Raw genomic sequence first — 16,171 nt, forward strand, 5'->3', positions numbered from 1 at the left:
ATAATTCGGCGTCTTCGCTCAGGCCCACTTTCATGCTTAGTTTTGCGCTCGGCTTTCTCGTTTCACTGCTGATCACGCTGTTGATCGTGCGCTATGCGCATCTGCATGAAAAATTCTCCACCGATACCGATCTGGCCGGCGTGCAGAAATTCCATGTGCCCGGTGCCACGTATCGGCGGTGTTGGGATTCTGGTCGGGTTGATCGTGTCCGCCGTGCAGTTGCATCATGCGTATCCCGCGGTGTCGGGAGGCATTCTGGGGCTGATCGCGTGCGGCATGCCGGCGTTCGGCTCGGGATTAGTTGAAGATCTGACCAAGCGCGTGTCGCCGCTCGCGCGGCTCGTCTGCACCATGGCTGCCGCCGCCCTCGCCTATTTCCTGCTGGATATCGCTGTCACGCGCATCAGCGTGCCGCCGCTCGACTTTCTGCTCTCGTATGCGGTGATCTCCTGCGCGGTCACCGTGCTGGCCGTCGCGGCGCTCGCCAACGCGATCAATATCATCGACGGCTTCAATGGCCTCGCGTCGATGGTCGCGTTCATGATGTTCGCTTCGCTCGCTTATGTGGCGTTCCAGGTGTCGGATCCGATCGTGCTGTCGGCGTCGTTCATGATGATGGGCGCGGTGCTCGGCTTCTTCATCTGGAATTTTCCGGCGGGGCTGATTTTTCTTGGGGACGGTGGCGCGTATTTCATCGGCTTCATGCTCGCCGAGCTGTCGATCATGCTGGTGATGCGCAATCGCGATGTGTCGGCGTGGTATCCGGTGCTGCTTTTCATGTACCCGATCTTCGAGACCTGCTTCTCGATCTACCGGAAGAAGTTCATTCGCGGGATGTCGCCTGGGATTCCCGACGGCGTGCATCTGCATATGCTGGTTTATAAGCGGTTGATGCGCTGGGCGGTGGGGGCTAGAACGGCGCGGGAATTGACGCGGCGGAACTCGCTGACGTCGCCGTATCTTTGGTTGCTGTGTCTGATCGCAGTTGTGCCGGCGACGTTGTTCTGGCGGCATACTTTGCATCTGTTCTGTTTTGTGGTGGTGTTTGCCGTGACCTATGTTTGGCTGTACGTGAGTATTGTGCGGTTCAAGTCGCCTAGGTGGATGGTGGTGAGGAAGGGGAAGTAGTAATCGGCATAGGGGACGTCCAAGAGGCCGTACCTCTGCCACACCTCCCGGCATACGAGGTCGCACCGGGCGGTTCGGGAGGTTGAGGTTATGACCGTCGGGGGAGCCCAGTTGATCGAACCAGGTTAGCGTGAGTACGCTGTTCAGGAGTTTGCCGTTGTTGCGCCACCATCGAAAGCTGCTGGCCGCCACCTGCTGCGCGACTGCCGGTTTGGCTCCAAGCGCGCATAGCGCCCGGTTAGTCTTTGACAACCGAATGCTTGAACTGCGCACTGTACTTGCTCATGAAAAAACACCCCAAATCGTTGGACGGGTGCCCAACTTTTGGGGGTGCAGTTCAGAGGCGGCCGGTCAGTTATTTGATAGAATCTGGCTCGGTTGTAGGCAGCAGGTCTATTCTGTTGCCGGGAGCCAAAGACCCCATGTGCCGAGAGGCGCGCGGGGTCTTTTCATTTTGTTCGTCGCAAAATGAAAAGCCGCCCGAAGGCGGCCCAGTGCTCATCACATCTGCTCAGTATCTACCTAAGCCTTTTTGCGCAGCCAAATGCTTCCCCCGCGATTCAGCAGGCAAAGCGGGAGATGTTCGGCGAAATAATCCTCATGGAAGTGCTCCATGAAGGTGTTGAACATCACGATCTCAAAATCGCTGTTGTGTTCAAGAAACGCCCTGAGCAAATACGCCTCGTTCCAAGCGCGACCGGCTTCGATCCAATCTCTAAAGTATTCGAATGGGTAAACTATGTCGTGGATATGGACATAGACGCCCTTGGTCAACGTCGGCAAAACGTCAAAGATCAATCGATTTACGTCGCTACCGACCCGGCTTACGTGTGTCGAATCAATAAACAATACATCGTTCGCTTCTAGTGCCTTGAAGACCGACAGATCGACGTCTTGAACCCGGATTGGCAGAATCGAGATGCGCTCTTCATCACCCGGCTTTAGAAGCGAATGCAGCAGATCTGGGTACGGCTCGATGAAAGTGCACTCGACCGAGTTATCTAGCCAAATCTCACTTGTATCTAACGTCATGCACGACGAGTGTCCGGAGCCTACCTCGACGACCCGCTTCGGTTTCGCGTATCGAAGCATGCTGTTCAGCATGATCCCGTCCGAGTAGCTGTAGGCCTGATTCTCGTAGTTGTAGCGCAAGCCTTCAACCTTCTCGGCTTTAAAAGGAAGGTCGGAATAGAAGCCGCGCACAACATCCAGGAATTGAAGCTGCTCGTCTTCCCTTAGATCGATCCCCGGCAGGGTTCGTGGCCATGGCGCGAAGATGCGGTCTGCATCTTTTTTTATCTCTTCCTGAGGTGCGATCGGCGAATAGAAGTGACCGTTGGGCGCCCATGGCGGACCCTCTCCGAACCGAACCAATTTTGCGTCGTATTGCGCGAGCGTCTCTTGCAAAATAGCAACTTGCTTAGTGGCTCGATCACTCTCCGCCGCGGCTCTCGCATACTCGAGCACCGCCTCATCTCGTTCGCTAGTTGCGCTCCGCAGAGCGGCTACCAGCGTATCGCGTTGATCTAAGAGACGCGCGATCGGCGGAAGCCGGGTAGCAACTTTTTTCAACGAAACCTTCATGTCTGTCAGCATCATTTCTCCGTACAACTCCGAGGTGCGCTCGCTGCTTTTAACAAAAAACCAGCACGGCGAGAGTGTAACGGATAACTGCGGACCGGAAACTGGTCACCGCGGCTCACAGACGGCAACGCTCCGCTTGAACGCGCCTTCTATCGAGTTCTTGTCCATCGGCTCGCAGTTCCGCTCCACGCTCAGTCGCCTTCACGCAGTTGCGCTTCGCTTCGTTCGCTGTGGTCAACTTACGGTGGGACTCGCACCCACAAGAGTGCGCACATGCTGGGCGCACATGAAAAACACCCCAAAGGTTGGATTGGTGTCCAACTTTTGGGGTGCAGTTCATTGAGCACCTTTTTTAATGCCTGAAAACAACTGGAATCGCCATCGCGAGTTCTAGGAAACCCGCGTGGCCGGTGCGACACTACGCAATGCAGGCGCGGTAGCTGGTTGATATTCCGGCACCCAGCGGCGCAGGTCTCGGCGTACTTCGTCGTCGTTTAACACGCGATGCTGCATAAGCCACGGCAACAACTTGTCCAACAGATCATCCGACACTTCGCGCGCGCGCGCAGTCCGCAACTTAGGATGCGGTGTGCGTGTCGTCGTTTCGTCGCAAGCCAGCAGTTCTTCGTAGAGCTTTTCGCCAGGCCGCAGACCAGTAAACACGATCCGAATCTGCTCCTCGCTGAAGCCGTACAAGCGAATCAGGTCGCGAGCCAGGTCGACGATCTTCACCGGCTCGCCCATGTCGAGGATGAAAATCTCGCCGCCATGCCCCATGCTGGAAGCTTGCAGCACGAGCTGCGACGCCTCAGGAATAGTCATGAAGAAGCGCGTGATCTCGGGGTGCGTGACCGTGACGGGGCCGCCCTTCGCAATCTGCTGCTGGAACTTCGGAATGACACTGCCAGCGCTACCGAGTACGTTTCCGAACCGAACTGTCTCGAACTGCGTGCGCGAACTGGTCTGCTGCAGGGCCTGACACGCCATTTCCGCCAAGCGCTTGCTAGCGCCCATGACGTTAGTCGGATTGACTGCCTTGTCGGTCGAGATCAGCACAAAATGCTTCACATCGTGACGAATCGCAGCGCGACCCACCCGATAGGTGCCAAGCACGTTATTACGCACAGCCTGCCACGCGTTCTGCTCTTCCATCAGCGGGACATGTTTATACGCCGCCGCATGAAATACGATGTGCGGCGTGTGACGCGACATCACCTGATCGAGCAGGAGTGAGTCCTTGGCATCGCCGATGACCGGAATTACCGACACGCCTGGAAAACGCTCGTGCAATTCTTCAGTGAGCCGATAGATCGCGAATTCCGACAAGTCGTAAGCAATCAGTTGAGCCGGCTGGAATCGCAAGATCTGGCGGCACAGTTCGGAACCGATAGACCCGCCTGCACCGGTGACCATCACAATCCTGTCATGCAGCAGTGCTTCTACATGGGGCGTATCGATATTGATCGGATCACGGCCCAGCAAATCTTCGAGGTCGATCTGTCGCACGCGAGACAGAACCGCCTCACCTTGCGTGACGTCGGTGAGCGCAGGCAGCACGAGCGCCCGTACGCCAGCGCGAACACATAGCGTCGCTACACGTCGCTGCACATCCACCGTGGCGGAAGGAATTGCAATGATTGCGTATTCGGTCTTCAACGTCTCAGCCAATTGCGGCAATTCGCTTATCGAGCCGAGTACTTTGTAGCCATATATCTCACGCCCGTGCTTGGAAACGTCGTCGTCGAGCAGGCCGACGAGACGCCATTCGCTCGAACGCGATAACTCACGCGCGAGATTCGCGCCCGCGTTGCCTGCACCAAGTACGACAACCGGCTTACCCTGTGCAACGAGCCCACCGTAAAGATAGAACTCTTTGGTTGCACGGTACAGCGCGCGTGATCCGCCCATCGCGAGAAACAGGAATAGCGGTGACACCACCAGCACCGAGCGCGGCACGATCGGCATAGGTTGGACCAGCACCGAAACAACCATGGCAACAAGCGCCCCAGCGACGACTGCTTTCGATATTCGTACAAGATCCGGCAAGCTCGCAAAGACCCACATGCCGCGGTACAAGCCGAAGATACGGAACATGACGCCGTAAGTCGGCAGAACCCAGAAGAGCGAGTGCATCGCCCCGATTCGGAAGTCTTCCGGGACCAAGCCGTTGAAGCGAATGATGTATGCGATCAGCCAGGCGGCGGCGACCGCACATAAGTCGAAAAGGAAAGCGCTGAAAGAGAGCCAGGCGGCCTTGTTTCTGAGCATCAGCGTCATACCTCAGTTATCGGACAGTGTTGATTGGAAACGACGCCAGCGCATATCAACTAAAGCGCCTGCTGTGCAGAGAACGGCGATCCAAACGGCCAGCACACACGACTGAAAAATCACGGAGCGGTCAAGTGCACAAACTGCAAGCATTATGCCAGCTACCATTAGTACATACCACGCCAAAGCTGTCCTGGCGTGCCCCATCCCGGAACGCACCATCCGTTGATAGTAGTGCTCGCGGTGCGCTTGCCAAAATTTTTCGCCGCGCAGCAGCCTGCGAGCAAGCGTAATCGAGGCGTCGGCGATGAACGGTGCGAACACGAGGATAGGGAACCAGACGGGCCAAACTCCTCTTCGCCAACCCCAGTAACCAAGCGCCCCAGCAAGAAAACCCAGCGAGATCGATCCAGCGTCACCGAGAAAAATGCGTGCTGGGTGGAAATTGAACAACAGGAAGCCGAGGGCGGCACCCGAGATCGCCGTCGCTGACCATGCCAATCCCGGCAAAGGGTGATCGCTAAGCAGCGCACCAGCTGCGTAACCGGCGAAGCCGAACAGCGCCATACCACCCGCAAGTCCGTCCGCGCCGTCCATAAAATTGTAAAGATTAACCAGCCATATCATCAAAAAGGCAAGAATTACCAAGACCCACCAAGGGGCATCGGCGGGGAAAAGTGCCACTAGTCCAATCACGGCGATCAGATGTGCGGTAAATCTGACCCTCGCTGGCAATCCGCGCCGGTCGTCGATTTGCGAAATCGCCGCCAGGAAGGCGGTGCCGAGAGCGGCATACCAAAGGCTCGGCGCCAGCAGCAAGGTCGCCGCTACGGCCACAGGTACGATGCCCCAGCCGCCTACGCGCGGCGTCGGCGCGACGTGCAGCGAGCGGTCATTCGGGATGTCCGTAGCAAGCCGCCATGCCATGCCGCTTCGGAGCAGCGTCCACAGGATGGCGGCGCATGCGCATGTCGCGCCAAGCGCGACCAAGATTACGGCAACCCACGTAGGGGAGGTCGAAAGGTACATCAGCAGCGCCCCTCAATGCGTGGATCGATACCAGCGGGCGGTTTCGGCCAGCCCCTCGTCGGTGGAAATAGGCGGTTGCCAGTCAAGCACCGAGTGAATTCGATTCGTATCAACCTGCAGGCCGCCGACCAGCCGATCGATCTGAGCGGATCGACCAGTCACCCGCCCCACAAGCCGCAACCAATTCACTGGCACCGGAAACAGCCGCGCCGGTTTTTGCAGATGCTTACCGAGCGCTTCGACTAGTTCTGCGACGCTAGGATCGCCACCGTCTGCAACGTGAAAACACTGGTGTGCCGCACGGGGATCGCTCGCACAGTGCATCAGTGCGTCTGCGAGGTTGTCGACGTATACGAGACTGCGTTTTGCGGAGGCCATTGCAAGCGGCAACGGCAGACCCTTTGAAATGGCGTCCAACAGTCGCAAAAAATTGGCGCGGACTTCCGGACCATAGACCAAAGGGGGTCTGACGATGACGACATCAAGCCCTGTCTCGATACCATATTGGACAAGCGCCCTCTCCGCTTCGAGTTTCGAGCGGCCATAGGGGTCTTGCGGAAGCGGCGGATCGTCCTCGCGCAGTGCTCGGCCCGCATCGATTTCGGCGATTGCCTTGACACTGCTGACGAAGACGAACCGCCGGGCGCCGCGCTGGACCGCTGCCTCGGCGACACGCAAAGCTCCCTCGACGTTGGTCGCATGAAAGGCTGCCTCGGGATCAGCCGCATCATCGTTCAGCATATGAACGCGCGCAGCCAGATGCACGACGCAGTCGGGCTTGAGTCCCTGAGGCCAGGTGCCGTCGATCCCAGCGAAATCAACACTGCTGTCAACCCACTCGCGCACGCCGGCTACGCTGTTGCTGGCATGCCGCACGAGGCCCGTGACACCATACCCGCGCTGCACAAGCAAACGGCACAGCACGCGTCCTACAAAGCCATTGGCGCCGGTCACGATAATCTCGTTCATAGCCACTTCCAGCCAAAGCGGCGAAAAAATTTGCAAGCCGAGGACGCAAACATCCGGATATGCGCCGAACCCTTTCGAGCGGCACCGCCCCCGTGGTGCAACACGCGGACGGCCGGCGTGTACACGACACGCGCGACGTCATGGGCCCGTAGACTCAGATCGTAATCTTCGAAGTACAGGAAATAGCGACTGTCAAAGCCGGCCAGTTTTTTGAGCACACTCATTCGAAACAACATGAAACAACCGCTCACAATCGGTGGGTCCCACACGACATCCCGCTCGTTAATCAAGTCACGCATTTCGTAACGGGCAAGACGACCGGCAAACAGTCGACGCACACTGACGGGCAGAAATCCTCTCACAAAGAGATCCAGCAAGGTCGGATAACGGCGGCACAAGTATTGCTGGCGCCCCTGCTCGTCGCCAATCCACGGTGTCAACAAGCCAGCGTCTGGGTGAGCGTCGAAAAAGTCGAGCGCACGAACCAACGCGTCGCGATCGAGGTCGATGTCCGGATTAAGAACGAGGTGATAACGGCTTGCAATCCGCTCGATTGCCAAGTTGTGGCCCCTGCCGTACCCGACGTTGCCATGCCCCGAAATAGTTGTGCAGGCGATTTTGTGAGCGCGGAGTTCATCAAGCATCGTGCTCATGCCCGGGAGGCCACCGTTGTCCACAAGGTAAAGTTCGACCGAAAGCTCCGGCCTTGCCGCGCTGAGCGCCTCGCATGCACCGGCAAGACTGCCGAGCGTACTTGTTAATTGCGCAAGATCTGGCCGATAAATGACGACCGAGACGGACAAACCCTCAGCTTCCGAGCCCGACGCGCTTATAAAATTCATATGGATAAACCCGCGTGTCTTATTGGTGACACTGTTGTGCGAGGGGGCGAGCAAACGCACAGTTTGCTCAAAACTGCCGCTTTCAGCAACTTTGTTTGCGCTTTGTTACTAGCAGGTACGGAGTAACCGCTGATTTCCGCCGAGTTTGACGAAGCGAATTGCGAACTCCCCTAATGTGTCAATAACCCGCACAGCAACACGGTCAGCGCGGACATGAAGGGACGGATTACCCGCAATCTACCTACCAAAAGCTCAGACTCATTTTCTGGATGGTTTGGACGCTGTGAGTCAGCGTCGGTGCAACATTCTCGACATAGCCCCACCACCCACAATGTTTCAGCTAACGCGCCGACGAGCAGATGCATGGCCCCATCTGCCGCCCCCTAAATGGCTGCCTGTCCGGGACTCGTGACGTATAATCGCCACGTCCGTTTCGCCCCCGGCGAGTATGAGGAACGGGGGTCAATGCGGCGCGTGCCGCCAAGTTCTATGGCGCCAGTCGACGCGTGCCTCTCCCATCATACCGCGCCGCATAAGTGGGCCCTGATTTACGAGTCGGCGGAAGGTTACCGCTGCGTCGTGGCGCGCAATCAAGTCAACTTTCGCAACCAATATGCTTTCGAATCAAACAGGTAGGGTCTTTGGCGGTCGACCGGTGTCCATACAGGTGCAGTCCATCCTGTACAACAACGACGCCGATGCCGTAGAGCGCGCCCTTGCAAGTATCGCCCGATCGGCCGAGCTAGCGCTATTTGAACGGGTGTGCACCGAAGTCATCGTTCTGTATGGCGACTGCTCCCCGATGCCGTGCTTAAGTGACGAAATACTCGCAGCACTTCGGGAAAAATACGCAAATGCCGTGACGATTCGTTACGAGTTCTTCGGTGCGAATCTCGGCTCGGCACGAGGGCACAATCGGCTAGGAGTCAAATGCAGTTCGGACTTTCTACTAATACAAAACCCCGACGTGGTGGCCTCTCCGAGACTACTTGAAACTTTACTAGATCCCTTCAGCAGACCTGACGTGGGCATGACCGAAGCCAAGCAACTGCCTATCGAACATCCGAAGGAGTACGACCCAGTTACTGGCGAAACTGGCTGGGCAGCGACCGCCAGCGCGATGATTCCATTTGCTGTTTTCGAGCAGTTGAGCGGCTTTGATGCGGATTCGTTCTTCCTGTACTGCGACGATGTCGATTTTTCATGGCGCGTGCGCCTAGCGGGCTACAAGGTCATCTTCCAGCCCGCCGCAGTCGTCTTTCATGACAAGCGCCTGTCAGAGTCCGCCGGTTGGCAACCCACCTCCTCGGAGCGCTACTACTCAGCTGAGGCGGCGATGATCCTGTCGTACAAGTGGTCCCGGCCGGAGATCGCCGAGACGATCCGACAGGAGTTCGAAGACGTGGGAGACGAACATCAAAAGCGTGCTGCTGCCGAGTTTGAGCGGCGACGAGACAACAGTCTCCTTCCCGCTCAGGTCGATGGGGATCATAAGATCGGATATTTTAAAGACTACTTTTATAGCAAACACAGGTACGCGCTCTGATGCTTAACCCGAACATCTCATACGATAACGCCTATGCGCATACAAACGTATATGGGCATGCTCTGGAGCTGCTGAAGCGTCACGTCTCCGGCGTTAGGTACGACGGAAAGGCGGTGATTCACCTCGATGTTGGGTGTGGATACGGACGGATTGCCGAGCCTCTCACCGAGGCGTTAGGTGTCGCCTATGTGGGAGTAGATCTGGAAGGTGCGGGCCTTGCATCGTTGGCGGGGCGAGGCTACGAAACCCACAAACTCGATCTTTCAAAGCCCAATCTGCTCGAGTCCTTTCGTGAGCTGGTTGGCGAGCGCATTGTCGGCTCGATTTCGATGCTCGACACGCTAGAGCATTTACAAGAGGGGCAACAAGTACTGGAAGCGCTATCCGACCTCGCGGCTCAACACAGCTCATTTACCGTAATAAGTGTGCCCAATGTCGCTCATCGTGATGTCGGATTCAAATTAGCGTTTGGATTGTGGGATTACACTGAAGACGGTCTGCTCGACCATACCCACGTGCGCCTGTTTAACGACAGCTATCTGGAGCGCGCGTTAAGGCATGCAGGCCTACACTCGACCGACAGTTACGATGTCCGCGCTGCATTGAGCGATCAGCATTTCCCCAAGACTCACCCAGCGTTAAGTCAAGCAACGGTGCTCCATAGGCTAATGTCGTCGCTGCGTAGCGGCGTAGACGCCCACGCCGATGTTCAACAGTTTGTCCGGATCTGCGTCGCCGGCCCCAAAATAGCCAAGCCGCCATTCGCATACGAGCGTGCCGAGAAACGCCCCTTCCTCTCGATCGTTACACGCACCCAAGGCAAGCGGATACAGTCCCTTGTCGAAGTATTCACGTGCCTAGCCGGTCAATCGTCCCGTGACTTCGAAGTGTTGATCATGGGGCATAAACTGACTTTAGAACGTCAAATTGCGGTCGAGCGCGCCATCGAGGATACGCCTGCATGGCTCCGTGCGAAGATCCGCCTCATTTTAGTCAATGCGGGGAGTAGAACTCGCCCCCTTAATGAGGGATTTTTAGCTGCGCAGGGTGAATATATTTCGACTTTGGACGATGACGACATTCCGATGGCGCATTGGGTCGAAACATTCCAAAAGCTCGCCGCCACCAACCCCGGCCGCTTGCTGCGAAGCGTAGTGGTACGGCAGAACGTCACCAACGTAGAAGTGCTAAAGCGGACAGGTATCCGAGCCGTTGGACCACTGGAAAAACTCTACCCGTCAGAATTCAAATTCTTAGACAATCTGCTTGGCAACTTTACCCCGAATTTGGGAGTTGCATTTCCACGAGGGGTCTTTCATGACCTTCACGTGAAGTTCGATGAGGACATCACAACTGCTGAGGACTGGGACTACATTATGCGCGTCGCTACAATTGCCGGCGTCGCTTGTAGTCCGTCGATTACCTCCGTATACCAATGGTGGGGGAGCGAGCATTCTTCTCGCACCGATCACCCAGATCATGAGTGGCGCGATAACTACCATCGCATCTTACAAAAGATGGACAGAGACATGGTGCTATTCCCGCCAGGCACTGCGAGGGAAATCAGGCTCATCCTAGAAGAGCGCGATGAGTTGGAGCGTCAGACTACCGCCCAGATACAACTGCAGCCAGATGGCCTTCAGCGCGAGCTTGACCAGCTCCGTCTTGAACTGCAAAAGACGGTCAAGCGGTCGCAAGTCAGCGAGTTGCTCCACTCCACATCGTGGCGGCTCACGGGACCATTGCGCCTGCTTGGCCGACTGAAGGGGGGCAAGCCTGTTTCTTTTGCCAATTGCCAGAATATGGATGTTGCCGAATTGGACGAAACCATTGAGAAGATCTACTCGTCGAGGTCATGGCGAATTACGGCCGCATTACGTGCGATGAATTTTTCCCGCGAGCGTGAACACTAATGCAACACTCAACCCTAGTTGACAGCAAGCTCTCGCGCGCGAGTGGCCTCTCCCATCCGAAAGACAATTTCGATGCGATACGGCTAATCGCAGCCCTGATCGTTTTGTACGGCCATGCATTCCCCCTAACCGGCACGGCTAGCCTGGCGATATTTGGTAACTCCATACAGACGATCGCCGTAAAGGTTTTTTTTGTCATCAGTGGTTATTTGGTGATCGAGAGCTGGAGACGAGATCCTTCCCCATTTCGGTACTTGTCACGCAGGTGTCTGCGCATATTTCCGGGCCTTGTCGTCGTTATTTTACTGAGCACATTTGCTCTCGGTCCGGTTGTAACCACTCTGCCTCTCGCCGAATATTTCAAGTTGCCGCAGTTGAGTGGCTACCTGCAGAACATCATTCTGAAGCCTTCGTACGCGCTACCGGGGGTATTCACACAAATCACGTATCCGAACGCCGTCAACGGTTCTCTATGGAGCTTGCCGGTCGAATTCGCCATGTACCTCTTGACACCGGTAGTAGTGCTTTGGGGAACGGGGGAGAGAATTCGCATTTTTATTGGATCCTTGGTGATATGCGCGCTCAGTTTGTACATGGTTCGCTTGGCGACGCCACAGCAGCCGATTGTTTTCTACGGAACAAGCATCGTTTCGGCTTTGGACGCGGCGCCTTACTTTTTTCTCGGCGCCGCATGGCGGATCGCTGCTAAGCCACAAGCATTCAACACGCAAGTTGCATTGCTGGCATTGCTGTTGCTGCCAGTTGTGCCCGCAAGCAGCGTCGCTTACGAGATCGGGCTTTACGTCGTATTGCCCTATGCGATCCTGTCGTTCTCCCTTGCTAAGCCCGCGCTGTTTGGGTGGGCTGGACGCCTTGGTGATTTTTCCTATGGCGTCTACATCTACGGCTTTCTAGTCCAGCAAACCGTGTCCTTTTACTTCAATACTCAAGGTAAGCCATTCTTGAATTTCGGTCTTTCGGTCATCCCAACGCTCCTCCTTGCCGCAGCATCCTGGCACCTGCTCGAGAAGAAATTCCTTGCTCTTAAGCCCGGGCGCCGTGCTTTCATGAAAAGCACATCGCAAAAAAAGAGCGCCGTTGGTTGATTCCGATTTTGCCGTGGCTCGTATAACGTACCCCGGGCATAGAGCCGGAAGACGCGGCGATTTCGCTTCGTCGCGCTTAGAACGCTGCCCTCAGACCATCTGCGCCGCCAGGAAAGTGCAGCGGCTCGCCGTTACCGACATTGCATGCAATTCTTAGAGGAGAGCCAGTCGCATCAGAAAAACGCCGATATCGAGGTACTGCGCTCATTCGCCATCCTGAGCACACTTGTTTCTCACCTCGACATTTTGTTTTTCTGGGGAAGCGACAAGTTTGATGCCTTCCAACGCACGTTTTTCCTGTGGGGCGGCGTCGATCTTTTCTTCTGTATATCTGGCTACGTCATCACCGGTAATCTGTTGCGCTCGTTATCGGATGCGCGATCCGGCAGATTCCGGGATTTCGCGATTCCGTTCTGGATTAGGCGCGCCTGGCGCATCCTCCCGTCCGCGTGGCTATGGATTCTTGTCCCGCTCGCGCTAAGCATCACATTTAATCGAACCGGCTATCTCGGCACTCCGGAAGGAAATCTGATCGACGGCGCATCAATCGTCGCTCAGATTGCCAATTTTCACATCTGGTCGTGCTATGCCATCCCGGGCATAACTTGCGGCGTGAATCAGGTTTATTGGAGCCTGTCGCTAGAGGAGCAGTCATACATTCTGCTGCCGATTTTGCTGTTCTTCGCAAACCGACGGACGGTCGTGCCCACACTGTGCGCGATCGTGCTAGCACAACTGTTCCTCCACCGTCCGGTACTCTCATTCCTGTGGTTCACCAGGACGGATGCACTCGCCCTCGGAGCCTTGATCGCAATCTTTCAACAAAGCAATTTCTTCAATAGTATCGAACCGCGCGCACTGTCGCGTGGATGGGTAGCGGCGATCGTACTGGCCATATTTTGTGCCGTCCTATCGGTGATCCCTGGAGCCCTTGTCAGAATCCCATTTCACACCGGCTTGCTCGCTCTTGTGTCCGCCGTGATGGTCTGGATTGCAAGCTACGGGAAGGGATATACCTGGCCGGACGGAGCGATAAAGCGGGCGATGGTCTATGTCGGATCGCGCTCCTACGCAATCTATCTGATTCACGTCCCGACATATCGGGTCACTCGTGAATTATGGATGCATTTAGCGCCCCACGGCGCCGTGATAGACGGCACGTACAGCCTACGCTTCGTCCTTACGGCAATTCCCTTGGTGCTGGTGCTAGCAGAGCTCAATTACCGCCTCATCGAAACTCCGCTGAGACTGCATGGTGCGCGCGTTGCGGACCGGTGGAGGCAATCCCGGACAAAGATGCAAGCAGTATCGCACGGGACACCTGATCGTATTACTTAGGAGTCTTTTCTGAACAACTCATTTCGCCGGCCGCCGAACGTCATGCCGCTTGTGGGCAGACAAGACAGCGGTAGAGCCAAGCGATAAGAACAAAAACAAAAAAGACGCAGCTTCACGAGGATCATGTGCAGGTTGTGGCCGGTGCTACAGCACCCCGTATATCGCGTCGCCCAGGGCGTCTTTGATCTAGTTCAGGTCCGGTTTTCCGTCTGCATTCTGGAGAGCAAGGTCGACTCGATTGCGCGGCACCGTCTGATCATCACCCGTCGTATGCGTGTGATGCCACGACGCAAACCGAGGTGGTAGATCTAGACACCGTCAAGCGCGACGCCTTTGTAACCGCGGTCCACAATGCTGACTAAGCGTATCGATCAGTTCGTTTCCCACTACAACGAGAACTGCAAAATCATTCATATGAACCGCCTCCGCTGATTCCAGCCTCTAAAAGCTACGCAGATTTTGTTCGCGAATCAGCGGAATGGAACACAAGCATCGAGCGGACGTACAACGTGCCACTAGTCAAGCAATTCGATTAGATTCTCAGCGTGCCGAACAGGCAAAGCCCTATGTCTAGTTGCCGATATTCGAACGGCTAGCTGCTGAATGTGAAGGCCCAGCGGTAGGCCGCCGGACCTCCGCAGATCGCTATACTGAAATCATAGCGTGAGACATACCAGATATAGCCGAGCCAGTTGCCATATCCGGCGGCCGACATGATATTTTTCGGTCGTCTAAATTCGAGGGACCGTGACCAGCCGATATATAATCGCACGTGATTTTTGTGAGTCCGACTCCGATGAAACGCCGTAACAATTTCGATTTCCTGCGACTTTTTGCGGCCTCTCTTGTGGTCATCGGCCATGGCTATGCCCTTATGGGAAAAACCCCGCCAATGGTGCTGGATACGCCAATTTCTACGTTTGGCGTAATTGTTTTTTTCTCGATCAGCGGCTATCTGATCGCGGGAAGTTGGGAGCGAGAACCCCAAGTTTACAACTTCTTCGCGAAGCGTGCCCTGCGCCTGTTTCCCGCGCTTTTTGTTGTGGTGCTACTTACGGCATTCGTGCTGGGTCCGATCGTGTCCGATCTGCCCGCACGCGCCTACTTCGCCGATCCGCGCACGTATCACTATCTCGCGAATCTTCGGTTGTCCATTCAGTACTTCCTGCCGGGAGTCTTTGAGTCGAACCCGCTGCGCAACGCGGTCAACGGATCGCTGTGGAGCCTTCCCGTCGAGTTCTGCTCTTACATGATGGTGCCCGTGATCGGCCTGTTGCTTTCGCGGTGGCGCGTGCTAGCTTTCGGAGCGCTGGCTGCGATATTGGCGTCGGTCTCGGTTTACCTCGTCCTTTTCCGTGCCGACCACCAGTTCACCTTCTATGCTATGGATTTGCGATCCGGTACCGCGATGGCCGCATATTTTGCAGCGGGTGCCGTCATATGGCATGTGCGGCGCACGATCCCACTGAACATGATTGCTGCACTTGTCGCAGTTGCAGTTTATGCGGGATTGTCGAGATTATCGATAGGTGCCGCGCAATTTCCAATAGCTACGGCGACCGCCTTCCTGCTGGCTTACGTCATCATCACCATCGGCGAATCGCAGAGCTTGCCGCTTCCAGATACGGGCAGATACGGAGACTTTTCGTACGGTCTTTATCTATACGCGTTCCCGGTAGAGCAAGTGTTGGCTGAGCATCTGTATGGTCGAACCGGACAATGGTCGCTTATTGGCCTTGCGTTCGTTTTCTCGATGGTGTTGGCGATACTGTCTTGGCATTTCGTCGAAAAACATGCGCTCGCCCTCAAGCCGATCGCCCGGAAGACGGTGCCAAGCACGCCTCAGCCGACCACAAATTAACCGCCTCACTGGGCGTCAACACTCACCTAACTTTGCCGGAGTTGATTCTTTCCAATGCTTGACGATTAGTCCCTTTAGGGCAATTTATGGTGTGCATAGCAAGCGCGCTTCAGCCCTCCCCGCTGACCCGCGCGTTCGCTGCGTACATATCGTCCTGAGCTACATCCATATCAAATCGCTGCCTAACCCGCACTCGATTGAGCCAGACTGGATCCACTCGCACGTCGATCCGTACAAGATCAACGCTGACCTGGAAAGCGCTCTCTTCGCTCCAACTGTTAAAGCGATGCTTTCCGATTTGGAACTATCTCCCGGGAAGTTACGATCTTTTGCCTGGGTCCGGATACTTTCGCATCGACTTCGGAAGCACCTGGAAGTCCTCTTGACTCAACGGTATCGCATGCCAGTTCAGCCACATGTGACCAGCCGCGAAGATAGTTCCATCGAATCCTTGGCAGATTTGAGTGTCCATGTACGGCTCATACATGGCATCGATCGAGTTATCTGCAATGTTCAGTTTCGGGAAATCTTCGTAAGCGGCTCGCGCCGGCCGTTATAGGCGGTGACTGAGATAGACACCAAAGTAA

10 protein-coding genes and 2 pseudogenes are annotated in these 16,171 nt (G+C 55.9%); 6 read left to right on the forward strand and 6 right to left on the reverse strand.

What is annotated here, in order from left to right; genetic code table 11:
- Positions 1-32: 32 nt before the first annotated feature.
- A pseudogene (locus M0D64_RS43735) lies at positions 33-1,128 on the forward strand (glycosyltransferase).
- A 522-nt stretch (positions 1,129-1,650) separates the two neighbouring features.
- Here M0D64_RS43735 and M0D64_RS43740 read toward each other — a convergent pair.
- From M0D64_RS43740 to M0D64_RS43760, 5 genes are all read right to left on the reverse strand, one after another.
- The gene (locus M0D64_RS43740) at positions 1,651-2,727 is read right to left on the reverse strand and encodes a class I SAM-dependent methyltransferase (protein ID WP_266262161.1); all 1,077 of its coding nucleotides are present in this window, start codon (positions 2,725-2,727) and stop codon (positions 1,651-1,653) included.
- Positions 2,728-3,102: 375 nt separating this feature from the next.
- A complete protein-coding gene (locus tag M0D64_RS43745) occupies positions 3,103-4,980 on the reverse strand; it encodes a nucleoside-diphosphate sugar epimerase/dehydratase (protein WP_266262169.1) in 1,878 nt (625 codons plus the stop codon).
- Positions 4,981-4,992: 12 nt separating this feature from the next.
- Positions 4,993-6,009, reverse strand: a complete 1,017-nt coding sequence (locus tag M0D64_RS43750; protein ID WP_266262162.1) for a glycosyltransferase family 4 protein — start codon at positions 6,007-6,009, stop codon at positions 4,993-4,995.
- A 12-nt stretch (positions 6,010-6,021) separates the two neighbouring features.
- On the reverse strand, positions 6,022-6,978 hold the full coding sequence (locus M0D64_RS43755) for an SDR family oxidoreductase (protein ID WP_266262163.1): 957 nt from the start codon (positions 6,976-6,978) through the stop codon (positions 6,022-6,024).
- Entirely contained in the window at positions 6,975-7,820 is an 846-nt protein-coding gene (locus M0D64_RS43760; protein WP_266262170.1) for a glycosyltransferase family 2 protein, read from the reverse strand. The genes M0D64_RS43755 and M0D64_RS43760 overlap by 4 nt, the downstream gene beginning before the upstream one ends.
- A 667-nt stretch (positions 7,821-8,487) precedes the next feature.
- Here M0D64_RS43760 and M0D64_RS43765 point away from each other — a divergent pair.
- The 4 genes from M0D64_RS43765 (at position 8,488) to M0D64_RS43780 (ending at position 13,723) form a co-directional block, all read left to right on the forward strand.
- Complete coding sequence (locus M0D64_RS43765; RefSeq protein ID WP_266262164.1) at positions 8,488-9,366, forward strand: glycosyltransferase family 2 protein; 879 nt, start codon at positions 8,488-8,490, stop codon at positions 9,364-9,366.
- Complete coding sequence (locus M0D64_RS43770; protein ID WP_266262165.1) at positions 9,366-11,279, forward strand: methyltransferase domain-containing protein; 1,914 nt, start codon at positions 9,366-9,368, stop codon at positions 11,277-11,279. The genes M0D64_RS43765 and M0D64_RS43770 overlap by 1 nt, the downstream gene beginning before the upstream one ends.
- Complete coding sequence (locus M0D64_RS43775) at positions 11,279-12,385, forward strand: acyltransferase (RefSeq protein ID WP_266262166.1); 1,107 nt, start codon at positions 11,279-11,281, stop codon at positions 12,383-12,385. The genes M0D64_RS43770 and M0D64_RS43775 overlap by 1 nt, the downstream gene beginning before the upstream one ends.
- A gap of 144 nt (positions 12,386-12,529) precedes the next feature.
- Positions 12,530-13,723, forward strand: a complete 1,194-nt coding sequence (locus M0D64_RS43780; protein WP_266262167.1) for an acyltransferase — start codon at positions 12,530-12,532, stop codon at positions 13,721-13,723.
- Positions 13,724-13,763: 40 nt separating this feature from the next.
- Here M0D64_RS43780 and M0D64_RS43785 read toward each other — a convergent pair.
- A pseudogene (locus M0D64_RS43785) lies at positions 13,764-14,082 on the reverse strand (IS5/IS1182 family transposase); the annotation flags it as partial.
- Positions 14,083-14,519: 437 nt separating this feature from the next.
- On the opposite strand from M0D64_RS43785, the gene M0D64_RS43790 reads away from it, so the two are divergent.
- Positions 14,520-15,584: an acyltransferase gene (locus M0D64_RS43790; RefSeq protein WP_266262168.1), complete on the forward strand. Its 1,065-nt coding sequence runs from the start codon at positions 14,520-14,522 to the stop codon at positions 15,582-15,584.
- Positions 15,585-16,171 lie beyond the last annotated feature (587 nt).

It is taken from the genome of Paraburkholderia sp. WS6 (assembly GCF_030464835.1).
GTDB lineage: Bacteria > Pseudomonadota > Gammaproteobacteria > Burkholderiales > Burkholderiaceae > Paraburkholderia > Paraburkholderia madseniana.